22 protein-coding genes, 1 tRNA gene and 1 pseudogene are annotated in these 22,619 nt (G+C 50.7%); 11 read left to right on the top strand and 13 right to left on the bottom strand.

All coding sequences use genetic code 11. The features are described from left to right. The first annotated feature begins 3 nt into the window (after nt 1-3). The 4 genes from hprK to ylqF all read left to right on the top strand — a co-directional run bounded on the left by hprK (nt 4) and on the right by ylqF (nt 3,107). A complete protein-coding gene (hprK, locus tag ACTHTU_RS06520) occupies nt 4-966 on the top strand; it encodes an HPr(Ser) kinase/phosphatase (RefSeq protein WP_440362118.1) in 963 nt (320 codons plus the stop codon). After that, the gene (rapZ, locus tag ACTHTU_RS06515) at nt 947-1,801 is read left to right on the top strand and encodes an RNase adapter RapZ (protein WP_285071039.1); all 855 of its coding nucleotides are present in this window, start codon (nt 947-949) and stop codon (nt 1,799-1,801) included. Before hprK ends, rapZ begins: the two co-directional genes overlap by 20 nt. A gap of 34 nt (nt 1,802-1,835) precedes the next feature. Then, nucleotides 1,836-2,072 carry a lipoprotein gene (locus ACTHTU_RS06510; RefSeq protein WP_003684875.1) on the top strand — a complete coding sequence of 79 codons (237 nt, stop codon included), beginning with the start codon at nt 1,836-1,838 and terminating at the stop codon, nt 2,070-2,072. Between the two features lie 93 nt (nt 2,073-2,165). Further along, the gene (gene ylqF, locus ACTHTU_RS06505) at nt 2,166-3,107 is read left to right on the top strand and encodes a ribosome biogenesis GTPase YlqF (RefSeq protein WP_315040369.1); all 942 of its coding nucleotides are present in this window, start codon (nt 2,166-2,168) and stop codon (nt 3,105-3,107) included. Between the two features lie 55 nt (nt 3,108-3,162). On the opposite strand, the gene ACTHTU_RS06500 is transcribed toward ylqF, so the two are convergent. From ACTHTU_RS06500 to ACTHTU_RS06465, 8 genes and pseudogenes are all read right to left on the bottom strand, one after another. Beyond that, nucleotides 3,163-3,756: a LolA family protein gene (locus ACTHTU_RS06500; RefSeq protein WP_036490350.1), complete on the bottom strand. Its 594-nt coding sequence runs from the start codon at nt 3,754-3,756 to the stop codon at nt 3,163-3,165. 58 nt (nt 3,757-3,814) lie between these two features. Continuing rightward, nucleotides 3,815-6,037 (bottom strand): NADP-dependent isocitrate dehydrogenase, encoded by a 2,223-nt coding sequence (locus ACTHTU_RS06495; RefSeq protein WP_070646760.1) that lies wholly within the window; start codon nt 6,035-6,037, stop codon nt 3,815-3,817. 172 nt (nt 6,038-6,209) lie between these two features. Next, on the bottom strand, nt 6,210-7,412 hold the full coding sequence (locus tag ACTHTU_RS06490; protein WP_440362117.1) for a beta-ketoacyl-ACP synthase: 1,203 nt from the start codon (nt 7,410-7,412) through the stop codon (nt 6,210-6,212). Nucleotides 7,413-7,415: 3 nt separating this feature from the next. After that, the gene (locus ACTHTU_RS06485; protein ID WP_440362116.1) at nt 7,416-7,934 is read right to left on the bottom strand and encodes a hypothetical protein; all 519 of its coding nucleotides are present in this window, start codon (nt 7,932-7,934) and stop codon (nt 7,416-7,418) included. A gap of 124 nt (nt 7,935-8,058) precedes the next feature. Next, nucleotides 8,059-8,208: pseudogene (locus ACTHTU_RS06480) on the bottom strand (NAD(P)/FAD-dependent oxidoreductase); the annotation flags it as partial. 126 nt (nt 8,209-8,334) lie between these two features. Continuing rightward, the gene (locus ACTHTU_RS06475; RefSeq protein WP_440362115.1) at nt 8,335-10,653 is read right to left on the bottom strand and encodes an MMPL family transporter; all 2,319 of its coding nucleotides are present in this window, start codon (nt 10,651-10,653) and stop codon (nt 8,335-8,337) included. Nucleotides 10,654-10,746: 93 nt separating this feature from the next. Further along, on the bottom strand, nt 10,747-11,364 hold the full coding sequence (locus tag ACTHTU_RS06470; protein WP_440362114.1) for a 4'-phosphopantetheinyl transferase family protein: 618 nt from the start codon (nt 11,362-11,364) through the stop codon (nt 10,747-10,749). Between the two features lie 52 nt (nt 11,365-11,416). Then, nucleotides 11,417-11,929 (bottom strand): hypothetical protein, encoded by a 513-nt coding sequence (locus tag ACTHTU_RS06465; RefSeq protein ID WP_440362113.1) that lies wholly within the window; start codon nt 11,927-11,929, stop codon nt 11,417-11,419. A gap of 198 nt (nt 11,930-12,127) precedes the next feature. Here ACTHTU_RS06465 and ACTHTU_RS06460 point away from each other — a divergent pair. Together ACTHTU_RS06460 and ACTHTU_RS06455 are read left to right on the top strand one after the other, a co-directional pair. After that, nucleotides 12,128-12,220: transfer RNA gene (locus tag ACTHTU_RS06460), tRNA-Ser, on the top strand. An 81-nt stretch (nt 12,221-12,301) separates the two neighbouring features. Continuing rightward, nucleotides 12,302-12,862: a pseudouridine synthase gene (locus ACTHTU_RS06455; protein ID WP_440362112.1), complete on the top strand. Its 561-nt coding sequence runs from the start codon at nt 12,302-12,304 to the stop codon at nt 12,860-12,862. Between the two features lie 55 nt (nt 12,863-12,917). Here ACTHTU_RS06455 and ACTHTU_RS06450 read toward each other — a convergent pair whose 3' ends face one another. From ACTHTU_RS06450 to ACTHTU_RS06430, 5 genes are all read right to left on the bottom strand, one after another. After that, nucleotides 12,918-13,724, bottom strand: a complete 807-nt coding sequence (locus tag ACTHTU_RS06450; protein WP_440362111.1) for a DUF4198 domain-containing protein — start codon at nt 13,722-13,724, stop codon at nt 12,918-12,920. Between the two features lie 152 nt (nt 13,725-13,876). Next, a complete protein-coding gene (gene radA / locus ACTHTU_RS06445; RefSeq protein ID WP_440362110.1) occupies nt 13,877-15,253 on the bottom strand; it encodes a DNA repair protein RadA in 1,377 nt (458 codons plus the stop codon). 74 nt (nt 15,254-15,327) lie between these two features. Continuing rightward, the gene (locus ACTHTU_RS06440) at nt 15,328-15,864 is read right to left on the bottom strand and encodes a hypothetical protein (RefSeq protein WP_070825986.1); all 537 of its coding nucleotides are present in this window, start codon (nt 15,862-15,864) and stop codon (nt 15,328-15,330) included. Nucleotides 15,865-15,954: 90 nt separating this feature from the next. After that, nucleotides 15,955-17,427, bottom strand: a complete 1,473-nt coding sequence (locus ACTHTU_RS06435; RefSeq protein ID WP_371460475.1) for a S41 family peptidase — start codon at nt 17,425-17,427, stop codon at nt 15,955-15,957. A gap of 214 nt (nt 17,428-17,641) precedes the next feature. Continuing rightward, the gene (locus tag ACTHTU_RS06430) at nt 17,642-19,537 is read right to left on the bottom strand and encodes a peptidoglycan DD-metalloendopeptidase family protein (protein WP_440362109.1); all 1,896 of its coding nucleotides are present in this window, start codon (nt 19,535-19,537) and stop codon (nt 17,642-17,644) included. A gap of 173 nt (nt 19,538-19,710) precedes the next feature. On the opposite strand from ACTHTU_RS06430, the gene ACTHTU_RS06425 reads away from it, so the two are divergent. The 5 genes from ACTHTU_RS06425 (at nt 19,711) to ACTHTU_RS06405 (ending at nt 22,566) form a co-directional block, all read left to right on the top strand. Beyond that, the gene (locus tag ACTHTU_RS06425) at nt 19,711-20,256 is read left to right on the top strand and encodes a CreA family protein (protein WP_049328632.1); all 546 of its coding nucleotides are present in this window, start codon (nt 19,711-19,713) and stop codon (nt 20,254-20,256) included. Between the two features lie 27 nt (nt 20,257-20,283). Then, nucleotides 20,284-20,832, top strand: a complete 549-nt coding sequence (locus tag ACTHTU_RS06420; RefSeq protein WP_049322876.1) for a YqgE/AlgH family protein — start codon at nt 20,284-20,286, stop codon at nt 20,830-20,832. After that, complete coding sequence (ruvX, locus tag ACTHTU_RS06415; RefSeq protein ID WP_440362108.1) at nt 20,825-21,280, top strand: Holliday junction resolvase RuvX; 456 nt, start codon at nt 20,825-20,827, stop codon at nt 21,278-21,280. The genes ACTHTU_RS06420 and ruvX overlap by 8 nt, the downstream gene beginning before the upstream one ends. Nucleotides 21,281-21,445: 165 nt before the next feature. Beyond that, nucleotides 21,446-21,868 (top strand): YidB family protein, encoded by a 423-nt coding sequence (locus ACTHTU_RS06410; protein ID WP_440362107.1) that lies wholly within the window; start codon nt 21,446-21,448, stop codon nt 21,866-21,868. A gap of 149 nt (nt 21,869-22,017) precedes the next feature. After that, nucleotides 22,018-22,566, top strand: coding sequence for a carboxymuconolactone decarboxylase family protein (locus ACTHTU_RS06405; protein WP_003685141.1), 549 nt, complete (start codon nt 22,018-22,020; stop codon nt 22,564-22,566). Nucleotides 22,567-22,619 lie beyond the last annotated feature (53 nt).

The following is a 22,619-nucleotide window of genomic DNA, read 5'->3' as shown; positions in this document are numbered from 1 at the left end:
TTCATGCCCAGCATATCCGTCCGCCGCCTGTTTTCCGACAATCAGTACAAACTCGAACTCGCTTGGGCTGCCGGCAATTCCGGCGCGGACAACCGTATCGGTGTCGAAGCCGATAAACCCGTCTTGGCCTTGGTCGGCCACTTAAACTTTATCCATCCCAACCAAATTCAAGTTGTCGGCGTAGCCGAAGCCGAATATTTACGCCGTCTGGAATCGGGCGAACTCAACTATGATTTCGGTGAGCTTTTCGACATCCCAATGTCTTTGGTCATCGTCGCCAACGGTTTGCCGGTTTCGCCCAAATTACGCGATTATTGCCATACCAACAGTATCCCCTTGCTGACTTCCAAACAGGAAAGCCCGCACTTGATGGACGTTTTGCGGATTTATCTGCAACGTACATTGGCTACTTCCACCATCAAGCACGGCGTATTTTTGGATGTATTTGAAGTGGGTGTACTCATTACCGGACAATCCGGCTTGGGTAAGAGCGAATTGGCATTGGAGCTGATTTCGCGCGGCCACAGCCTGATTGCCGATGATGCGGTCGAATTCTTCCGTACCGGCCCGGAAATGCTGGAAGGCCGTTGCCCGCCTATGCTGCGTGATTTCCTCGAAGTACGCGGCTTGGGCATACTCAATATCCGCCACATTTTTGGCGAAACCTCCATCCGTCCGAAAAAAATCCTCCAGCTGATTATCAATTTGGTTCCGGCCGACGACGGATACATGAAACAACTCGATCGATTGAGCATCCGTACCGAAACAGAATCTATCCTCAACGTTAGCGTCCGTTCCGTTACCCTGCCTGTTGCAATCGGTCGAAACTTAGCAGTATTGGTTGAAGCTGCAGTACGCAATTACATCCTTCAATTGCGTGGTAAAGACAGCACCAAAGAATTTCTCGAACGTCACCAAACACAACTCAAAGAAAACGAACAAAATCATGAAAATCGTCCTGATTAGCGGCTTATCCGGCTCGGGAAAGTCCGTAGCTCTCAAGCAGCTCGAAGATTTGGGCTATTACTGTGTCGATAATCTTCCCTTGGAAATGCTTCCATCATTGGTTTCACTCCACATCGAACGGGCCGATGAAACCCAACTCGGTGTCAGCGTTGATATCCGTTCCCGTATTAATATCCAAGAAGCGCAAGAGCAAATCCAATATTTGCGTAATGAAGGGCATCAAGTCGAAGTCCTGTTTGTTGAAGCGGAAGAAGGCGTTTTGGTTCGCCGCTTCTCAGAAACCCGACGTGGACACCCTTTGTCTGGTCAAAACCTGACTTTGTTGGAAAGCCTGCAAAAAGAACGCGAGTGGCTCTTTCCGCTTAGAGACATCGCATATTGCATCGATACGTCCAAAATGAACGCTCAGCAGCTGCGTTATGCTGTGCAACAATGGCTCAATATTGAACGTGTCGGTTTGCTGGTCATTCTTGAATCCTTTGGTTTCAAATATGGCGCTCCCAATAATGCCGACTTTATGTTTGATATGCGCAGCCTGCCCAATCCGTATTACGATCCGGAATTACGCCCCTTTACTGGCATGGACAAACCTATTCAAGATTATTTGGGCCAGCAGCCGTTGGTTCAAGAAATGGTTGATGACATCGACCATTTTATTAGCCGCTGGTTGCCGCGCCTGCAACAAGAGAGCCGCAGTTATGTGACGATTGCCATCGGTTGTACCGGCGGTCAGCACCGCTCCGTTTATGTTGTGGAAAAACTGGCCGAGCGCCTCAAAGGCCGTTATGAACTCCTTGTCCGCCACCGTCAGGCTCAAAGCTTGGCAGGACGCTAACTTGCCGTTTCAGACGGCCTCAAAGGAAGAAACCATGAAAAAAATCAGTCTGACCGCATTATCCTTGCTTATCTTGACCGCCTGCGCGACAGAGCCTGTCACTGCTTACCGTTGGCACCGTACCGGAGCGAGCGAAGCTGAGGTTTCCCGTCAAATCAATACCTGCAAATCACAAGTTCAAAATGGAACCAAACGTGGCAATACATCCAAAACTTTTGAGCAATGTATGGATGAAGCAGGGTATTACAGCTACGAGCATGGCAATCTCTAAATCCTGATTGACCGATTATCCAAATACCGAGGCCGTCTGAAAAACAATGATTTTTCAGACGGCCTCAGATACGAATAGAAAGAATAAAAAGACATGGCTATCCAATGGTTTCCCGGCCACATGAACAAGGCAAAAAAAGCCATTGCCGAACGCATTAAAAGCGTTGATATGGTGATTGAGATGCTGGACGCGCGTATGCCTGCTTCCAGCGAAAACCCCTTGCTTGCCCAGTTGTCCAAAGGCAAGCCAAAACTCAAAATCTTAAACAAGCAAGACCTTGCCGATCCCGAGCGCACCAAAGTTTGGCTCGAACACTACAACAGCCGTCAAGATACCCGCGCCATTGCGCTTGATTCTTCCGAAACCGGCGCGCACGGCAAAATTACCCAAGCCTGCCGCTCCATGATTCCGCATCGCCAAGGTATCGAGAAGCCGCTACGTGTCCTGATTTGCGGCATTCCCAACGTCGGCAAATCCACCTTGATTAACGGCATGATCGGCAAAAAATCTGCCAAAACCGGTAACGAACCCGGTATTACCAAAGCCGAACAACGCCTTTTCCTTGCAGACGATTTCTGGCTTTACGATACCCCCGGTATGTTGTGGCCGAAAATTATCGTCGAAGAAGGCGGCTACAACCTTGCGGCCGGCGGTGCAGTCGGACGCAACGCACTGGATGAAGAAGAAGTAGCGCTTGAGCTTTTGGATTACCTCCGCCGCCATTATCTGGCCCTGTTGCAAGAGCGCTATCAAGCCGACAAAGATCCAAGCAGCCATTGGGACGATACTTCTTGGCTGGAGTGGATTGCCAAGAAACGCGGTGCGGTTTTGAGCGGCGGACGGGTCAACTACCAAAAGGCTGCTGAAAATATCCTGACCGATTTCCGCGAAGGAAAAATCGGCAGAATCACGCTGGAAACACCAAACCAATGGGAAACTTGGCTGAAAAAAGCCAGACAGAAAGAGGCCGAACTTAAAGCCATTCGCGAAGCAAGAAAGGCGGAACGAAAAGGGCAGAAGCCTTCAGCCGATTAATATAAAAGGCCGTCTGAAATGTATTTTCAGACGGCCTTTTGTTGGAATAGACAATTTAGAGGGCGGTACGGCTGAAGCTGTCCAGAGCTTTATCGGTTTGGATTTGGTTGAACTGCATGATGGTTTTGTCGCCTTGTTTTTCGTCCAATTCGATTTTTCGTACCAGCGTATCGCCGTTGATTTCGATACGGTTGAAGATTTGGCGGGTAATGGCGGTTTTCGGAGTCAGGGTCAACGTCCATTTTTTCTCGTTGCCGTTTAATTTCAAATCAAATTGTTTTTCCAAGCCCTGGGTATTGCCGCCCAAAAGGTCGAGGAAGAGTTTGATTTGGCGGCTTTGGCCGTTGAGTTTGCTGGCATTTGGGTTGACCCATTGACTGCCGTTCCATTGCATGATGCCGTCTGAACGCACGCGCAGGGTGGTTTCAAATGGTTTTTGCATTTTCCAGAGCAGGCCTTTTTGTGGGACAAGGGTAAAGCTGCCGCTGGTGGTCATGGGTTTGCTGAGGGATTTGAGCTGGCGTTGTTGGACAAAATTGCCTTGCACGTTTTGCGGTTTTTGCAGGGTTTGTGCCAATTCGGCAGGGGAAAATGCCCATAAAGCCGGAGCGCTGATGAGGAAAGTAAGAGAAAGAATGGTTTTTTTCATTGTGTTTCCATAAGGTTTGAGGCCGTCTGAAAGTTCAGACGGCCTTTTATTGCTTTAATTATAAGGCTGACAAGGCCTGATTAAAGGTTGCGCTTGGACGCATCGCTTGTGCAGCTTTTTCAGGATTGGCTGCGTAGTAGCCGCCGATGTCGACCGCTTTGCCTTGTACGGCAGAGAGTTCTTCAACGATTTTGGCTTCGTCAGCAGTCAAAGCGGCTGCCAACGGCGCAAATGCGGCTTTCAGTTCGGCATCTTTGTCTTGCGCCGCCAATTCTTGCGCCCAGTAGAGGGTGAGGTAGAAATGGCTGCCGCGGTTGTCGAGTTCGCCAGCTTTGCGTTTAGGCGATTTGTCGTTCAACAGCAGTTTTTCGGTGGCTGCATCCAAAGTGTCGGCGAGGACTTGGGCTTTGGCGTTGCCGGTTTTTTGCGCCAAATGTTCAAACGATACGGCGAGTGCGAGGAATTCGCCCAAAGAGTCCCAACGTAAGTGGTTTTCTTCGAGGAATTGTTGAACATGTTTCGGTGCAGAACCGCCCGCGCCGGTTTCAAACATACCGCCGCCATTCATCAATGGAACGATAGACAGCATTTTCGCGCTGGTACCCAGTTCCAAAATTGGGAACAAGTCGGTCAGGTAGTCGCGCAGGACGTTACCGGTTACGGAGATGGTGTCTTCGCCGTTTTTCAGACGGCCCAAGCTGAATTTAGCGGCTTCTTCAGGAGCGAGGACGCGGATGTCGAGGCCGTCGGTATCCAGTTCGGCAAGGTAGGCTTTAACCTTGGCGAGCAGGCTCTTGTCGTGCGGGCGGTTTTCGTCGAGCCAGAACACGGCTGGTGTATTGCTCAGACGGGCGCGGTTAACAGCGAGCTGTACCCAGTCTTTAACCGGAGCGTCTTTGGTTTGGCACATACGCCAGATGTCACCGGCTTCAACGTCGTGTTGCATCAGGACATTACCTGCTGCATCAATGACTTGAACTTGGCCGTCGGCTTCGATTTCGAAAGTTTTGTTGTGCGAACCGTATTCTTCGGCTGCTTGCGCCATCAGGCCGACGTTAGGAACGGTACCCATGGTTGTCGGATCGAATGCGCCGTGTTCGCGGCAGAAGTCGATGGTTGCTTGGTAAACGCCGGCGTAGCTGCTGTCAGGAATCACGGCTTTGGTGTCTTGCGCTTTGCCGTCTTTATCCCACATGCGGCCGGAGTTACGAATCATTGCAGGCATAGAAGCATCGACGATGACATCACTAGGAACGTGCAGGTTGGTAATGCCTTTGTCGGAATCAACCATGGCCAAATCAGGGTTGGCAGCGTAAACGGCAGCGATTTCAGCTTCAACGGCGGCGCGGGTGTCCGCATCCAGTTTGTCCAGATTGGCAAGCAGGTTGCCGAAGCCGTTGTTGACGTTGACGCCTGCGGCAGCCAATTTGTCACCGAATTTTTCAAAGACAGGCGCGAAGAACACTTTGACGGCGTGTCCGAAGATAATCGGGTCGGACACTTTCATCATGGTGGCTTTCATGTGCAGTGAGAACAATACGCCTTTTGCCTTCGCGTCTTTCACTTGTTCGGCAAGAAAGGCGAGCAGGGCTTTTTTGCTCATCACGGTCGCGTCGATGATTTCGCCGGCTTTCAGGGCAACAGGCTCGCGCAGCTCTTTTTTGTTGCCTTGTTTGTCGGTGAACACGATGGATACGGAAGTCGCTTCAGGTACGGTAACAGATTGTTCATTATGAAAAAAGTCGCCGCTTTGCATGGTGGCAACGTGGGTTTTGGAGTCTTTGGTCCATGCGCCCATGCTGTGCGGATGTTTTTTCGCAAAGTTTTTCACTGCTTTAGGCGCGCGACGGTCAGAGTTGCCTTCACGCAGGACAGGGTTTACCGCGCTGCCTTTGATGCGGTCGTAGCGTTCGCGTACGGCTTTTTCTTCATCGGTTTGAGGGTCAGCAGGATAGTCGGGAACGGCAAAGCCTTTAGACTGCAATTCTTTAATCGCGGCCGTCAGTTGAGGTACGGATGCGCTGATGTTCGGCAGTTTGATTACGTTTGCATCGGGTTGTTTAACCAGTTCGCCCAATTCGGCAAGCGCATCAGGTACGCGTTGCGCTTCGGTCAGGTATTCGGGAAACGCCGCCAAAATACGGCCGGAGAGAGAAATGTCGCTGGTTTTGACATCAATATCGGCGTGGCGGGTAAACGCCTGCACGATTGGCAGCAGGGATTGAGTGGCCAATGCAGGAGCTTCGTCGGTGTAGGTATAGATAATGGTGGATTTAGTCATGGGATTATTCTCTATGTAGGTTAAGTTTTTCTTTTCGGGCACATCGCGAGAAGAAATGTGCTAAGCCTATTATGGCATATTTCGGCGGATTTGGTTGTTGTTTTGATGTTATTGTTTTTTAAGTTGCGGAAAAGAAAAAGGCCGTCTGAAAAGACAGCCTAAATATAAGGACTTATCCGATAATCAAAACGGCATTGCTGCCGCCGAAAGCGAATGACGAGCTGGCGGCAATGCGTTTTTCAGACGGCCAGCGGCTGTTACCGTCGGTCAAAGCGATGTTGGGCAGCTCGGAATCGGGTACATTGTCCCATTGTTGCGGCGGCAGTTTGCCTTCCGGATTGTATTGGCGGTTGGCCATCAACCAGGCAAATGTGGCTTCAATCGCACCGGCTGCACCCAAGGTATGACCGGTGGACGGCTTGGTTGAGGTGCAAAGGGTATGGCTGCCAAATACTTCGGCAACGGCTCGGCTTTCCATGCTGTCGTTGTGCTGCGTGCCGGTGCCGTGCAGATTGATCCAGCCGATGTCTTCCGCTTTCAAACCGGCTTTATCCAAAGCGGCCTGAAAAGATTGGGCTGCACCCAAACCATCGGGGCGGGGCGAAGACATATGGTAGGCATCGCTGCTTGCGCCGTAGCCCAGCAACTGCATTTCGCCGTCAAAATCGGCATCGCGCGTCATCACGAAAAATGCGGCCGCTTCACCGATATTGATGCCGTTGCGGTTGGCAGAAAAAGGCTTGGCGATGCCGTCTGAAAGCACTTCCAAAGAGGCAAAACCATTAATCGTCAGCGGAGAAAGCGTATCCGCGCCGCCGCAAATCACGGCATCACACAATCCGGCACGAAGCAGCCGGGCTGCGCTGATGAGGGCGCGTGCGCCGGAAGTGCAGGCGGTGGAGACGGTATAGCGCAAGCCGTCCAAACCGTAAACTTGAGCGATAAATTCGGAGGGCGAAGCCATGGTGTGTTGCAGCTGTTTGAATGGAACATCCGCCCATGCACCGCCTTCGACAACGTGTTGGAACAAAGGGATATTTTCGTCTGCGCCACTGGTGGACGTACCAGTCACGACAGCAATCCTTTCTTTGCCGTAACGGGCAATGGCCGTCTGAATCAGTCCGTCTATTTGCGAAAGCGCGTGCAGGATAAGTTGGTTATTGCGGCTGCGATGCGCTTCGGGAATGCTGTCGGGCAGAGGCATCAGGGTTTCTTTGACTGCACCGAAAGCATACGTTTTGCCTTTTACCCATTGGTCTGAAAAAGTCAGGGGCGTGTTTTCAGACGGCGTGAGTAAGGCATCGGCATGAACTTGCAAGCCGCTGCCCAATGCGCTGGTCAGTGCCGGACGGCTGAGATAAATAGGAGTATTCATGAATTAGTCTTCTGCAATCGGGCTGACCGTCCAGAAAGTTTGGTCGGGGAAGCCGATAAGGAATTGTTCGGAATGGTGGGCGACACACCACAAATCACGCTCACGGTAGCTGAACACTGCGCCTTTGCCGTCAGGGCAGAAGCCTTGATGGGTGGCGTTTTGTTGGCGGGCTTCAGGGTAAAGCGTGGCGGCGTGTTCGGCGGCCAAAAGCGGCAACAGGGCGGCAAACAGTCGACGCGAACTGGCATTGGGCATCACAAAGCCGTCATTTTTCCAACCTTTGGTGTTGACCGATTGACGTGATACCGGCGCACCCAGTGCATCGGTTTGGACAAAGCGGATGCCGTCTGAATGAGGCTCGACTGCCAAGAGATTGGTTTGAACGGTTTGCCCCGCCGCATTGGTCTGCTCGAGTTTGAACCATTGGCCTCCTTTGGAAAGCGGCGGCAGCGTTTGCGGATGGGGGAGCGAGGTTGCGCATGCGGAAAGCAGTAGTGCGGCAAGAAAAGGGATAAATCGCATAAGGTTTTATCTATCGGTCAAAATATTTAATGATGTGGATGAAGTTTCAGACGGCCTGTTCTGTTTTCAGGTTTGGCCGTCTGAAAGGCATTCGTCCTTTATTCTACCTTCAAATCGCCCACCAATGCGGCAGCAGGCTCTCGCCGATGACAAAGCGCGGGAAATGTTGTTTTTCCAATACGCAAACTTTAAAGCCTTGTTTGTTCAGCAAAGCGGAAGCAACCGAACCTGAAGGGCCTGCGCCGATAACGGCAACGTCAAATTCGATGGGTATTTGAAAATACCTTTGATTTTAATAATGCTTAAACCGCTATATGAAATTTTTCAGACGGCCTTTTGCAATTTGGCGATAGAAGTTGAAACAAATATCGCTTCAACTTCTATCGTCTTCATCTTTTGTCTAATTTTTCAACAATGTGCCTGCCAGCCAAATATTGAATGCCACGCCGATGGTAACCGTCATGCCGAACGCGGCAACAGCGGGCGTGCTGCTGATGGCGAGCAGGGCAAAGGAAATGGCTGTTGTCGCAGCGGCAAGCAGCATACCGCCTAATTTTGCCGGCGCGCTGTGATGTGCAGTGGCGGCATAGACGGCATAGTCCACGCCGATGGCGGACACTAAAAGCAGGCCGAACATGGCAAACAGGCTGACGGGAATGCCGGCCAAACCGAGTACGGCAACGGTGCAGATGGCGGCGACCAGCGGCACGGCAAGGATTTTGCTGCCGCGTTTGAAACCAAACATTTTCCACAAGAGCAGCCATGCCAACGCGTAGGAAGCCAGTTTCAACCATGCAGCCTGATTGCGCGTGTGGTGGAAAAGCTCGTTTAAGTGGGCGCGTTTGTCAGCCCAATGTACGCCGGAGACGTGTTGCGCCACGGCGCGTACGGCGGCTTCATCGGTCATGCCGTTCAAACGCACGACGGCAGCAAAACGGCCTGGTTCCACTTCACCCAAATACAAGGAACGCCAAGCTTCTGCCAAATCGGTATTCAGGCCGTCTGAAAGCGACAATGGTTGTGTATCGGCAGCTTGCAGCAGGGCATCGCGCACGGTTTTGCGCGGAATACCGATTTCGGTAAGCGGTTTCCAGCTATCAGGCAACTTGGTCAATTCGCGCAGGCGGTTTTGTAGTTTTTGCTGCTCCGTTGTCGGCAGGATGAATTGGTCGGGCGATTGGATGCCGGACAGTTTGCCTTGCGCAATTAAGGGCTGCAGGGCGCGGCCGAGTTCGGCGGTTTTTTTCAACAGGGCGTCTTCGCTTTGTGCTTCGGCCACCAAATATTTGCCGCCAAAATCCGTGCCGCTCAACTGGCCGATTTGTTGTACTTCGGCCAACATCGCGGTCGGCATATTGACCCATTGACGGATGTCGTCACGCCAGTCGCTGCGCCACAGTCCGACTGCCAGCAAAATTCCGCCCACGATTAACCAGCCGCGTTTGTGCAGGCGGTTTTTCAGACGGCCTGACAAGGAATAGAGCTTTTCGGTTAATGCGGCAAAAGGCACGGTTTTGGCACGGTAGCGGCGAAACAGCGGCGGCAGCCATAAAACGGTGGCACCAAACGCGCCAAATAAGGCAAAGCCTGAAAATACGGCGGTTTGGCGTAATACAGGCAAAGGGGTAAACCACAGCAGCGCATAGCCCAAGACGGTAATTGTCAGGCTGACGGCAAAACTTGGCAAGACATGTTTCATTGCTGATTCGGCCTGCCAAACAGTCTTTTCAGACGGCCCGAATACTGACGGAGCAAGCCAGTGCAACGGGAAATCCACCAACATACCCACCAAGCTGGTGCCGATGACGATGGTCAGGATATGCACTTCGCCGAAGGTTAATAACGCAACTGCCAATCCGGTCAACATACCGGCTGCCAGTGGCAAGGAAAGCAAAAAGACGCGGCCGCTGCGGAAGACCCACAACAGCAGCGCAAAGGTCAGTCCAAGTCCGACCATACTCATCAGCCGACTTTCTTTTTCTGCGGCTGCTTTGGATACGGCGGCGAACAATGCGCCACCTGCGCTTAAGGTTTCCGCGCCGTTTTCCGAAGCGATTTGACGGCTTTGCGTCATCAGCGGCAAGAGGGCATCGTTGCCGGAAAATTGATCGCCGCCTGCGAGCCGTCCGCGCAAAAATACCCAAGTTTTGCCTTTGTCTTCGGCAAACAGCATGCCGTTGTCCATGTCCCACTGCAAACGGCTTTGCGGATTAGCCTTGTCGGCAACAAAGCGTCCAAAGCCCAGCCAGTCTTGTTCTAAAGACAAAGGCGAGGGGGCGGCAAACGGATTGGCTGCGGCTTCTGCACGCGCTTGAAAATAGGCTTGCGGCTGCTCAAACAGCAGGCGTATTTCGTCTTGCGGCAAAACCGCCAAGCTCAGCTTCTGCATATCCGCCCGCACTTTATCCAAATTCGGCGTCATGCTGCTGTCGACTTGTTCAAATACGCCGCTTTTGCGCCATGCGTCGGCAATTTGTGAGGCCGTCTGAAAAGCAGTTTCGGCATCGGTACTGCCGGCAAGCAAAATGACTTGCGAATTGAGCTGCGCTTCTGCGGCTTTATCCGCGGCCGTCAGTAAGGCATCGGGTTGCTGCTCGCTTGGCAACAACGCTGTCAAATCGGTTTGGATGCGTGCTTGTGAAGCAAAGGCATAAACCAAAAACAGGGTAAGAAACAGGATAAGGGCAGTATAGAGGCGGTTTAGGAGGCGAAGATTCATCGTTCAGACGGCCTTTTGCAAATGCTGCTGTTGGTGTGTGGAATAAGTAAAAGTCCAGTAAATTAAATCAGATTATTATTAGTTTGTCAGTTGTTAGATAGTTTGCCGGTTGGTTAAATCATTGGATTTGAGCGAACCGAAAAACTGCCATTGCAGGGCGACGGCGTTGTCCTTCCAAACGCAGGCAAGTGCCATCGTATCCGCCAAAATTGCGCTCGTGCCGTGCCAATCGGTTTGCTTTCCAGCGCGTAAACCGACGGGTTGCCCTGAATCGAAAACATAGCCGACCGATTTCATGTCTGACGGGAAATTCAAATTCGCCGCTTTAATCAGGGCTTCTTTGAAACACCACAATCGGTAAAACGTTTCAGACGGCCAGTTTGCCGTTTCCAAGTAGTCTTGTTCTTCCTGTGTGCAGACCAAAGCCGACAGCGCTTTGAAATCACGCGGGCGGATAAATTCGATATCGACACCGGCTGTTAAGGGATGAGGCGCACACAATAAAGCGGCAAAGCCTTTGCTGTGGCTCAGCGATACAGTCGGTAAATCGGTTTGCTGTTTTAATGCGCGGCTGACTTGCCAGTCTTGACGCTGCGCCAGTTGAGGCGTGGTAGCCAAACGTTGGGAATCGGCTGCGTTTAGAGACGCATGGTCGTAGCAGGCGGCAAAAGAGGGATCGGCCAGCAGACAGTGAAGGGTTGTCGTATCCATAAAATAGAAAAATGCCAAACTTCATATTGAAGTCCGGCATTTTTGACATTGCTTAGTGGAAGCTGCCTTTCAAAACCACACGGCTGTTGAATGTAGCGATGTGGCATTCGTACTCGTTACCGCCTTTGGTTACTTTGTCAAAGTAGCTAACCAGATGAACGGATTTGGCTTTTTTGCGTTGAGCAGTGCTTTGGAATCGTTTAACCGCGCTCAGGAATGCGCGTTGGCAGGTTTCATCAGGGGTTTTGCCGACTGAGTTGGAGATTTGACGGGAAGTCAAAGTCGCGCCGGATGTGCTGCCGTAGTGAACGCGGATGCTAGGATCCAAAGCGGATTTGGCTTCGGCAGAGTTCAAAGCCACATCGACTTTACACATATAAATATCGTTTTGACCTTTGCCATTGACTTTATGGCCCTCACCCATGCTACGGCAGGCAGAACCGGCGGCAGTTGTTTTTGGAGTAGAAGTTTGAGAGGAGGAAGTGGATGGTTGGGAATTGCCGGATTGTGAGCAGGCGGCAAGCATCAGGGCGGATACGGCAACCAAAGCAGAAAAACGTAACATACGAACTCCTTTGTAATAATGGGCGTAGAAAAAGTTTACAGAAAGCAGAATCATTTTAACATATATGAAAGAAGTATAAAAACAGAATGGTGCAAAAAATATTATATTTTTATTTAAATGATTTCATGGCGTTAAGAAAGTTTGGGGCGGTAATGCTTGACGAAGGAGGGCAGAAAGCGTATATTGCGGTCTTCCTTAGGAGTAATGGCTGAGAGGCTGAAGGCACTTCCCTGCTAAGGAAGCATGTGGGGTCAACCTGCATCGAGGGTTCGAATCCCTCTTACTCCGCCAAATATGAAAGACACCGTTTTATACGGTGTCTTTTTTATTATCCGGAATTGCTTGAAATCCAAGGCCGTCTGAAAGTGTGAAATGAACGATTTGATTATTCTAAACAAGCCTTATGGCGTGATTTGCCAGTTTTCTGCACATGAAAAACATCAATGCCTTAAGGATTTTGTCGAGAAACCGGGATTTTATCCAGCCGGCCGTTTGGATACGGACAGCGAGGGTTTGCTGCTGCTGACCAATAATGGCCGTTTGCAGGCGCAGATTGCCGACCCGAAATTTAAGCAGGTTAAAACTTATTGGGCACAGGTGGAGGGTTCTCCTGATGAAGCCAAATTGGATTTATTGCGCCGTGGCGTAGATTTGGGCGATTTTGTCACCCGTCCGGCCGAGGTCAGGGTATTGGAAGAGGGCGAAGCGGATATTTTATGGTCGCGCGTGCCGCCGATTCGCGTGCGCAAGTCTGTGCCTGATTTTTGGGTGGAAATCAAAATTTCGGAAGGGAAAAACCGTCAAGTGCGAAGGATGACGGCGAAAGCAGGCTTTCCATGTTTGCGCTTGGTCCGTGTGGCAATAGGCCGTCTGAATCTGTTTGATTTGAATTTGGAATTGGGACAATGGCAGTTTGCACCGCATCGTCCTTAAATAGAATGAATAAAGGCCGTCTGAAATATTCATACGGCCTTTTGTTATGGAGAAATCAATGATGTGAATGACCGATTTGGAAAGTCAAAGTAGTGTAGTTCGCCTGTTTTTGGCACACACTTTGATCGGGGAAATCGGCTTTGTGTTCTACGCTGGCTTTCCAGAAACCTTGGCGCAGGGGAATAATGCTGACTTCGCCTTTGTCGTCCGTTGTATCGGAGAAGGCTTGGGCTTCGGTTTTGTGGGTTTTGCTGCGGTCGCTGGTGTCGAAGCCGTCAAATGTGGCGGTAACGGTAGCGTTGGGCAGCGGCTCGCCATTGAAGAGGACGCGGACTTTGAAGCGTTCGCCAACGTGGACGTTGGCAGGGTTGTCCAAAGGAACGATTTCCAAATGTTGGCCGACTTGCTTGGTGATAATGGCGGTATCTGCGCTTTCGTGGCCGACATTGACGATGTTTTTACCGAACATACGGGTTTGTTCGCAATAGCTTGCATCAGGCATTTCTTTGATGCTTGCCTGCTTCCAGCCCGCGCTGTTTTTTGACCAGAAAGTCGGTTGGTATTCGGCGGTAACGAGGTAGCTACCGTCTTTGACCGGCAATTTGCTGCGGTATTGGTAATTGTATGTGCCTTTTTGAATCATGTTTTCTTTGCCTTTTTCAGTTACCAGTTGCATGGGTTTGCTGAAAATGTGCAGGCGGTCTTTGGTGATAGGTTCAAGCTCAGGGAATTCGCCATAGCCCAATTCGGCTTCAAGGTATTCGCCGCCATGTGTGTGGGCGGTTTCAACCCAAACGCGATGGGCGTGTGCGGCAGTGCTGAACAGGAAGGCGGATGCGATAAGCAAAGCGGTTTTTTTCATGATTTCTCTCCGATTTTCGATGTGTAGAAAAGATAGAACAAAGTCGTTCGTTATAATATAACAAAATTATTTAAATTTAAAGAGAGGCCGTCTGGAAGTTTTCAGACGGCCTTTTAGCTGATTGTTTTTTTGAATCAGATTATCGAAACGGTTTAGTCCCCGTCACGACAAACGTCAATCGCTTCCTGCAAACTGCTGACGCCGTAGATTTTCAGGTTTGGAAATTCTTTGGCATTGCGCGGCATATTGGCTTTGGGGACGATGGCGCGTTTGAAGCCGAGTTTTTCCGCTTCTTTGAGCCGCTCTTGTCCGCGCGCGACGGGGCGGACTTCGCCGCTTAAGCCGATTTCGCCGAAAACCACGGTTTTTTCGGGCATGGGGCGGTTGCGGAAGCTGGAGAGCATGGCGAGGATGACGGCGAGGTCGGCGGCGGGTTCGCCGATTTTGACGCCGCCGACGGCGTTGAGGAACACGTCTTGGTCGAAGCAGGCAATACCGCCGTGGCGGTTGAGGACGGCGAGCAGCATGGCGAGGCGGTTTTGTTCGAGGCCGACGGTGAGTCGTTTTGGGGTAAAACCGTGTGCGTCATCGACCAGTGCCTGAATTTCGACCAAAAGCGGGCGGCTGCCTTCCTGTGTGACCAAAACGCACGAGCCGGGCGTGTCGTCGCGGTAGCTGGCAAGGAAGATAGCGGACGGGTTGGATACGCCTTTCAAACCGTTTTCGGTCATGGCGAATACGCCCAGTTCGTTTGCCGCACCGAAGCGGTTTTTGATGGCGCGTATCATGCGGTAGTTGGAGTGTTGGTCGCCCTCAAAATACAGCACGGTATCGACCATGTGTTCCAGCACGCGTGGGCCGGCAATTGCGCCGTCTTTGGTAACGTGTCCGACCAATATCATGGCGATGCCCATTTGTTTCGCTATACGCGTCAGTTGGGCGGCACACTCGCGCACCTGCGACACGGAGCCGGGGGCGGAAGTGATTTGGTCGGAATACATGGTTTGGATGGAGTCGATGACGACGACTTCGGGCTGATGCTGTTTCAAGGCCGTCTGAATCGCTTCCATACGGATTTCGGCAAGCAGGTTCACGCCTTCGGTGGGCAGTTCCAAACGTTGCGCGCGCAGGGCGACTTGTTGGGCGGATTCTTCACCGGAAACGTACAGCACTTTGCGGCTTTGCGCCATTTTGGCGATGGTTTGCAACAGCAGTGTGGATTTGCCGATGCCGGGGTCACCACCAAGCAGAATAACCGCGCCATCAACTAAACCGCCGCCCAATACGCGGTCAAGCTCGCCCATGCCGGTCGGATTGCGCGGCACTTCGGTGGCGGTAACGGCGGAGAGGGATTGGACGGTCGAAGTGTCCGCCGCCCAAGACTGGAAACGGGCGTTTTTTGGCTCGGGCGCAGCAAGGCTTTCCTGAAGTGTGTTCCACTCGCCGCAATGCGGGCATTTGCCCTGCCATTTTGGGGAAGTGCCGCCGCATTCAGTACATTGGTAGATGGTTTTGGGGGCTTTTGCCATGGTGTTTTGTTTCCGCAGTATTTTAGTGGGAAGGCCGTCTGAAAAGTGAGGGAGGTTTTCAGACGGCCTTGAGATTATGGGCGTGTTTTTTTGCTGTTTTCAAGATGGTTGAGTATTTTATCCGGATCTTGTTTAAAGTAGCTGGTTTGGTTGCCACTGGCTTTGTCAGTCAATTCCAACATGCCGGGCAGGCCTTTGATGATGAGGATTCTGGCTTTTATGGTACTTTCTTCACCTATTTTTTGTTTGTTTTGTTCTTCTTTGCCGTTGATGGAGGTTTTATAGTCAGTTACGGTTTGGTGGATTTCTTGTTTTTTCTCGTCAAATGTCCAATTAAAGTCCTGTCTGATGGTGAAGATTTTGTTGGTGGCTTTGAAACTCATTATGGCGATGTCTGTGCCAGTGTTGTCGGGGTTAAAGATGGTTGTGTTGATAAGAGCGCCTTCTTCGTTTTCGACTGCATTGCCCCAGAAACCGTGTAGGTTTTCACCGGTAATTTTGTTGGCAATGTACATTTCAGAGGCTTGTTCGGGTTTGGCTGCCGATGATACTGGGGAGTTTAAGAGGAATAGGCCGGTCAGGACGGGGAGGATGAGTTTGGAAATGTTCATGTTTGTTTTTGCCTTGGAGTAGGAAAGTGTTTATAGGCCGTCTGAAAATGGGAAAGTTTTCAGACGGCCTTTTATTGGATAAAGATGGGTTTATTTTTTGCTGTCTTTATCCTCATCTTTTTTCGGTGCAGGTTTTTTCGCTGCCAAACCCAAAGATTTTTGCCATTCGGCTGGATTTTTTACCAAGTCCAAGGCTTTGCGGAGCTGATCGTCTTTGGCCGGATTTGGAATGCGGCGGCTGGAGATGTCTTCATCTTTGTCTTTTTTGGACTTGTCTTTATCGGCTTTGGTTTCGGCGTTGGCAGGCGTTTCAGTGCTGCTGTTGACGTCTTGGCCGCCCAACGGATTGCCGATATGACCGACCAAATCGGCTTCGCGGCTTTCAAAGGCGCGGTCTTTATCTTTGACTTCAACGTCAGGAACAATGCCTTGTGCTTGAATCGAGCGGTCGTTTGGCGTGTAGTAGAGGGCGGTGGTCAGTTTAACTGCGCTGCCGCCGGAAAGCGGAATCAGGGTTTGCACTGAGCCTTTGCCGAAACTTTGTGTGCCGACGACGACGGCGCGTTTGTGGTCTTGCAATGCACCGGCAACGATTTCGGAAGCGGAGGCCGAGCCTGCGTTAATCAGGACGGTCATAGGAATGGTTTTTAGCTCGGCAGGCAATCCGGCCAACGGGTCTTTGCCGCTGGTGGTGATGTAGTCTTCGGCAGTTGCTTTGAGTACCATGCCTTCTTTTTTGTTGCGGCCTTTGGTGCTGACAACGGTTACGTCAGGTTGCAGGAAGGCTGCGGATACGCCGACTGCACCGTTGAGCAGGCCGCCCGGGTCGTCGCGCAAGTCGAGGATGATGCCTTTGAGAGGGCCTTTGTTTTCTTTGACAAGGGCTTGTGCGGCTTCGTTAAGCGCGGCAACGGTTCGCTCTTGGAATTGGGAGACGCGGATGTAGCCGTAGTCTTTTTCAAGCAGGTGATGGCGCACGCTTTTGACTTTGATGATGGCGCGGGTCAGATTGACGACGATGGGTTTGTCGGCATTTTTGCGTGAAAGGGTCAGGGTGATTTTGGTCCCCGGTTTGCCGCGCATTTTTTTGACGGCTTCGCTGACGGTCAGGCCGCGCGTAGAGGTATTGTCGATTTTGACGATGAAGTCGCCGCTTTTCACGCCTGCGCGCTCTGCCGGAGTGTCTTCAATCGGGGCAACGACTTTGACGAAGCCGTCTTCTTGTCCGATTTCCATGCCCAGGCCGCCGAATTCGCCGCTGGTGGACTCTTTCATTTCGGCATAGCCTTTTTTATCCATATACTCGGAATGCGGATCGAGATCGGACACCATGCCTTTCATGGCGCCTTCAAAGAGCTCGGCATCGGGTTTGTCTTGGTAATAGTTGGCTTTGATTTGGCCGTACACTTCTGCCATGGTGCGGATGGTTTGCACGGGCAGGGCCTCGTTGTCTTTTTTGTCTTTTTCGGCGGCAAAACTTTGTACACTCAGACTGAGAGCGATGCCGCTAAACGCGCCGAGAGTGTAGATTGCAACTTTTTTCAAAGTGGATTTTGTTGACATTCGTTTGACTTTCTTTTTGTGTACGGTAAGCAAAGTGGTTTTTGTTTTCTCTGAACCCGTTGACTTTATGTGATTTAAACGCTTGGAACAATAAGTTTAAGGTAAAAGTTTGTTGTTTAATGTGCTGAACAGGCGTGAAAATCGTGTTTTATTGTAGTTTATGATGAAATTCAGACGGCCTGAAGGGGAAAATTCACTCAGGCCGTCTGAAACATCAGTTAATCCAGGAAAGCGGATTCATGACTTGTCCGTTGTAGCGGACTTCAAGGTAAAGGCCGGTTTCGCCCGACGGCAAAGTGCCGCTGGTACCAATCTTGCTGCCGGCATTGACGGCATAGTTTTGGGCGATGTCGATTTCGTTCAGGCCGGAGTAAATGCTGACATAGCCGTCGCCGTGGTCGAGGACGACTACTTTGCCGTAGCCTTCAAGTTCGCCGGCAAAAGTAACCGTGCCTGAGGCAATGCTGCTGACCGGAGCAGGAACGGTATTGTAGAACACGCCTTTCCAAACTTCGCCATCGCCGCGGTCTTGACCGAACAGGCCTGCCAATGTACCGTTGACCGGTTTTTTCAGACGGCCTTGCATACGGCTGAAGCTGTTGGCGTTGCTGACGGTCAAGCCTTGGGTGTTTGGGGCTTGCAGTTTCATGTCTTCGTCAGTCAGCGTGGACATGGCGGCGCGTTCTGCTTCGGCTTTTTGTTGGGCGGCAGCCTGCTCTTTGCGGGCTTTTTCGGCGGCGGCCAAACGGGCTTCGGCGGCTTTTTTACGCGCTTCGGCTTCGGCTTTGCGTTGCTCGGCTTTGCGTTTTTCCAAATCTTTCAAGAGATTGTTGAGGCGCTGCTCGTTTTCTCTGTGGTTGATTTTCTTTTGCGCTTCTTTGGCCATTTGCGCGTTTTGACGGCGGCTTTCGGCTTGTTCGGCGGTATTGGTTACGCCTTGTTGACGCAACGAAGCTTGGATATTGGCTTGCAGTTTTTTCAGGTAAGCCAATTCATTGTTGATTTTTTGCTCTTGCGCCGCCAGCTCTTTCTGTTGTTTTTCCAAGTCTCTCATGACTTGGTCGTTGGCGTTGTTGATATAACGCGTGTAACGCAGGAAACGGTTTTTTTGACCGGCATCGGCGTTTTTCAGGAAGAGGGCGACCGCGTTGGGCTGGCTGTTTTTATAGTTGCCGGACACAAAGCGCGAAATTTGGGCGCGCGTGTTGGACACTTCGGCTTTCAACTGGTTGGCATCGGCATTGAGTTTTTGGAATTTTTCCCATGCGTCGCGTTGTTTGCGGTTGATGCCGGAGAGGTTGTTGCGTGTTTGTTGCAGCTGTTTGAGCGTGGCATTGACATGGATAATGAAACCCTCGTTGCGTTTGGCAAAGGATTTCTTGGTTTCTATGTCGTTGGCGGCGGCAGTTACGGCTGCTTTGAAATCGTTGTCGGCTAAAGAAGCGACTTTAGGCTCAACTTTAGGCTCGGCCTTTTTGTTTTGCTCTTTGGCTTTTGTGTCTTTTTTGTCGTCAACAGCTTTTTTTGCAGGCTCTTTAGCTTCGGCCTTTTTGTCTTCGGCTGCTTTTTTTACTGGTTCTTTGGTTTTTTTGCCGTCTTTTTTATCTTCAGCTGCTTTTTTAGCAGGCTCTTTGGCTTTGGTTTCCTTAGGGTCTGCTTTTTTTACGGGTTCTTTGGCTTTGCTGTCTTTTTTATCTTCAGCAGGTTTCTTGTCTTGTTCTTTGGTTTTGCCGGATTTTGCGGCTGCGGCTTTTTTGTCTTTTGCCGTTTCTTTAGGCTCTTCAGCTTTGCGGTTGGCCTTTTTATTGTCGGCAGCAGCTTCGGCGGCTTTAGCCGGTTTGTTTTTGGCTGAAGCGCGTTCGTTTTTGTCGGCAGTTTCCTTCTCTTTGGCAGCTTGGGCTTTAACCGCTTTTTTGTCTTCCTCTTTTTCTTTTACCGCTTGTTTTTTTGAGGTTTCTTTTTTTACATCTGCCTTAGCGGCTTCTTTTTCTTTTTTCACGGACGCAGTTTTTTTGACGGCGGCCGCTTTTTCTTTCGGCGCGTCTTTGGCAGCATAGGTTGGCAGGGAGAAACTGAGCAACAGGGCGAGAATGAGGGGTTTGTAACGCATGGTTCGATCTTGCTATCAAAGTAGGAACAATAGGACGGATTATACTGTCTGTCAGGCCGTCTGAAAATAATATTGGGTTGCAATATGGACGAACGGTCTTATATAGTAACGATAGAGTAGGCGGACGGGGTTTAGTCTGCCTGGAAACTGACAGTCTGCATCGACAGGATATTATGAAAAAATATTTATTAGTAGTGTTGGGTGCCATGGTTTTGGCGGCTTGCGGTGACAATACCGATAAAATCGGACGCGCCAGTACGGTGTTTCATATGCTGGGTAAAAACGACCGTATTGAAGTAGAAGGTTTTGACGATCCTGATGTGCAGGGGGTTGCCTGTTATATTTCGTACGCGAAAAAAGGCGGTTTGAAAGAAACGGTCAATCTGGAAGAAGATGCCAGCGACGCATCGGTTTCCTGCGTACAAAGTGCGGAAGTCATCCGTTATAACGAGGCTGCGGTTTTGAAACCTCGACAAGTGTTCAAACGCAGCGCCAGCATAGCATTTAAGAGCCAGCAGATTATCCGCTACTACGACCCGAAACGTAAGTCTTTTGCTTATTTGGTATACAGCGATAAAATCGTTCAAGGTTCGCCGAAGAACTCTTTGAGCGCGGTATCGTGTTTTGCCCATGCGAAAACCGATACGCCGGTACCGGCAGGCGGCGCGGTTTACGGTGCATGCGTGGTGGATGCGCCGGTTGCCGACGGACAAAAATAATAAAATCAGCTTATAGATTAAAAGAATATGAATTTAGCCAACCATTTCCTGATTGCCATGCCTCATATGGATGATCCGTTTTTTACGGATACGGTCATTTATGTGTGCGAACACGATGAAGAAGGTGCGCTGGGCATCATCATCAACAAGCCTTCGCCGATTACCATGGACATGATTTTCGCCGCTGCCGACCGCAATATCCCGTTGCGCCTGCAACATGAAAACGTGATGATGGGCGGGCCGGTTCAGATTGAGCGCGGTTATGTCGTGCATACGCCGATCGGCCGCTGGCAAAACAGCATGGTGGTAACCGATAACGTCGCGCTAACTTCTTCGCGCGATGTGATTGAAAACTTGTCTAAAGAAGGTGCGGTGGATAAGGCTTTGATCAGTATTGGTTATTCGAAATGGGGTAAAGGGCAGTTGGAGCGCGAGCTGGCAGAAAATGTTTGGCTGACCGTTCCTGCGGACGAACATATTCTGTTTGATGTGCCTTATGAACTCCGTTATGCCGCCGCTTTTGAAAAATTGGGAGTCAATCCGAACGCCTTGGTTTCGGGAGTCGGCCATGCCTGAAGCACCAAAAGGCACGGTTTTGGCTTTTGATTTCGGCGAAGCGCGCATCGGCGTCGCGCAGGGAGAGGCCGAGTTGGGCATGACCCATCCACTGGCGACGGTAACCGGCAACAGCAATGATGAAAAATTCGAGGCCATTGCCAAGCTGGTCAAAGAATGGCAACCCAAGTATTTTGTGGTCGGACTGCCGATGCATACCGACGGAACGGAGCATGAGCTGACCCGTTTGAGCCGTAAGTTTGGCCGCCGTTTGCACGGACGTTTTAATTTGCCGGTTTATTGGGTGGACGAAAGGATGTCTTCCTTATACGCGGAAAGCCTACTTGCGGAAGCCCAAGTATTTGGCCGAAAACAAAAATCCGTGCTTGACCAAGTAGCGGCGCAGGCGATTTTGCAAGGCTTTTTTGAAGGCGGAGCGGCCGAGTATTTCAATGGCCGCGAAGAATAGCACATGGTTCGTTATAGAGGCCGTCTGAAACTTGATTTCAGACGGCCTTGGTTTTATTACGGCTTTGAGATAAAAGAGGTTTAGTTTGGTTAAGCCTGATTTTTTCCAGCATAAATTTTGCTACACTCCGTTCTCTTTTTTAGACACAAATATAAGGAAAAAGTCATGGCACTCATGGACAATCTTTTGAATGCGGCTACCCAAATGTTGGGTGGCAACAGCGAAAACGGCGCACAAGGTTCTCTGACCGATATGGCGATGGATTTGGTGAAACAACAAGGCGGCGTGGGCAACCTGATCAACCAACTGCAACAAGGCGGTTTGGGCGATGCCCTGAGCAGCTGGGTTTCCAACCAATCCAGCAACCTGCCTGTGTCCGGCAGCGACCTGCAAAATGCTTTGGGCAGCGATACGGTAAACCAAATCGCGCAAAAATTCGGCGTGGATGCCGGTCAAGCAGGCGATTTGTTGGCAAAAGTATTGCCTGACTTGGTCGATAAAGCCACGCCTAACGGCATGGTTCAAGATGCGGATGGCTTTGGCTTGGACGACATTGCTTCTATGCTGCTGAAAAACTTTATGAAATAATGAGTTGAATCATTTGATAAGGCCGTCTGAATCCGTTCAGACGGCCTTATAACTTTTGGTTCACGGTAAATAACCAATAAGTCTTTTTCTTATAGAGACGGATGGCTTATGATGGTCGCTTCATTTCACCAGATAAGAAGGTTATACACATGTCCCGCTTGACCATACACACAGTCGAAACCGCTCCTGAAGCCGCCAAACCACGCATTGAAGCCGTATTGAAAAACAATGGCTTTATTCCTAACCTGATCGGCGTTTTGGCCAATGCGCCTGAAGCTTTGGCGTTTTATCAAGAAGTTGGCAAGCTGAATGCGGCCAACAGCCTGACTGACGGCGAAGTTGAAGTTGTCCAAATCATCGCCGCCCGTACCAACGAATGCGGTTTCTGCGTTGCCGGCCACACCAAACTGGCTACCCTGAAAAAACTGCTGTCTGAACAATCCATCAAAGCCGCCCGCGCATTGGCTGCAGGCGAGTTTGACGATGCCAAACTGGGTGCTTTGGCAACATTCACCCAAGCCGTTATGGCGAAAAAAGGCGCGGTATCCGACGACGAGCTGAAAGCATTCTTCGATGCAGGCTACAACCAACAGCAAGCCGTTGAAGTAGTTATGGGCGTTGCTTTGGCAACCTTGTGCAACTACGTCAACAACCTTGCCAAAACTGAAATCAACCCTGAATTGCAGGCATTTGCCTAATCTCATCAAAGGCCGTCTGAAAAATCAGACGGCCTTTTAGCAAAAAGCAAGGG

The sequence above is a fragment of the Neisseria sp. P0020.S005 genome (assembly GCF_051957055.1).
Classification (GTDB): Bacteria; Pseudomonadota; Gammaproteobacteria; order Burkholderiales; family Neisseriaceae; genus Neisseria; species Neisseria subflava_A.
The sequence above is the reverse complement of the archived record's forward strand: the minus strand, read 5'-3'. Positions and strand labels throughout refer to the sequence as shown.

Bases quoted from the DNA above. Each gene is read 5' to 3' on its own strand.
- ACTHTU_RS06410 (WP_440362107.1), top strand. From the start codon at position 21,446: ATGGCACTCATGGACAATCTTTTGAATGCGGCTACCCAAATGTTGGGT.
- ACTHTU_RS06455 (WP_440362112.1), top strand. From the start codon at position 12,302: ATGAACGATTTGATTATTCTAAACAAGCCTTATGGCGTGATTTGCCAG.
- rapZ (WP_285071039.1), top strand. From the start codon at position 947: ATGAAAATCGTCCTGATTAGCGGCTTATCCGGCTCGGGAAAGTCCGTA.
- ACTHTU_RS06510 (WP_003684875.1), top strand. From the start codon at position 1,836: ATGAAAAAAATCAGTCTGACCGCATTATCCTTGCTTATCTTGACCGCC.
- ylqF (WP_315040369.1), top strand. From the start codon at position 2,166: ATGGCTATCCAATGGTTTCCCGGCCACATGAACAAGGCAAAAAAAGCC.
- ACTHTU_RS06465 (WP_440362113.1), bottom strand. From the start codon at position 11,929: ATGTTACGTTTTTCTGCTTTGGTTGCCGTATCCGCCCTGATGCTTGCC.
- hprK (WP_440362118.1), top strand. From the start codon at position 4: ATGCCCAGCATATCCGTCCGCCGCCTGTTTTCCGACAATCAGTACAAA.
- ACTHTU_RS06450 (WP_440362111.1), bottom strand. From the start codon at position 13,724: ATGAAAAAAACCGCTTTGCTTATCGCATCCGCCTTCCTGTTCAGCACT.
- ACTHTU_RS06420 (WP_049322876.1), top strand. From the start codon at position 20,284: ATGAATTTAGCCAACCATTTCCTGATTGCCATGCCTCATATGGATGAT.
- ACTHTU_RS06495 (WP_070646760.1), bottom strand. From the start codon at position 6,037: ATGACTAAATCCACCATTATCTATACCTACACCGACGAAGCTCCTGCA.
- ACTHTU_RS06425 (WP_049328632.1), top strand. From the start codon at position 19,711: ATGAAAAAATATTTATTAGTAGTGTTGGGTGCCATGGTTTTGGCGGCT.
- ACTHTU_RS06490 (WP_440362117.1), bottom strand. From the start codon at position 7,412: ATGAATACTCCTATTTATCTCAGCCGTCCGGCACTGACCAGCGCATTG.
- ACTHTU_RS06405 (WP_003685141.1), top strand. From the start codon at position 22,018: ATGTCCCGCTTGACCATACACACAGTCGAAACCGCTCCTGAAGCCGCC.
- ACTHTU_RS06435 (WP_371460475.1), bottom strand. From the start codon at position 17,427: ATGTCAACAAAATCCACTTTGAAAAAAGTTGCAATCTACACTCTCGGC.
- ACTHTU_RS06430 (WP_440362109.1), bottom strand. From the start codon at position 19,537: ATGCGTTACAAACCCCTCATTCTCGCCCTGTTGCTCAGTTTCTCCCTG.
- ACTHTU_RS06470 (WP_440362114.1), bottom strand. From the start codon at position 11,364: ATGGATACGACAACCCTTCACTGTCTGCTGGCCGATCCCTCTTTTGCC.
- ACTHTU_RS06485 (WP_440362116.1), bottom strand. From the start codon at position 7,934: ATGCGATTTATCCCTTTTCTTGCCGCACTACTGCTTTCCGCATGCGCA.
- ruvX (WP_440362108.1), top strand. From the start codon at position 20,825: ATGCCTGAAGCACCAAAAGGCACGGTTTTGGCTTTTGATTTCGGCGAA.
- radA (WP_440362110.1), bottom strand. From the start codon at position 15,253: ATGGCAAAAGCCCCCAAAACCATCTACCAATGTACTGAATGCGGCGGC.
- ACTHTU_RS06440 (WP_070825986.1), bottom strand. From the start codon at position 15,864: ATGAACATTTCCAAACTCATCCTCCCCGTCCTGACCGGCCTATTCCTC.
- ACTHTU_RS06500 (WP_036490350.1), bottom strand. From the start codon at position 3,756: ATGAAAAAAACCATTCTTTCTCTTACTTTCCTCATCAGCGCTCCGGCT.
- ACTHTU_RS06475 (WP_440362115.1), bottom strand. From the start codon at position 10,653: ATGAATCTTCGCCTCCTAAACCGCCTCTATACTGCCCTTATCCTGTTT.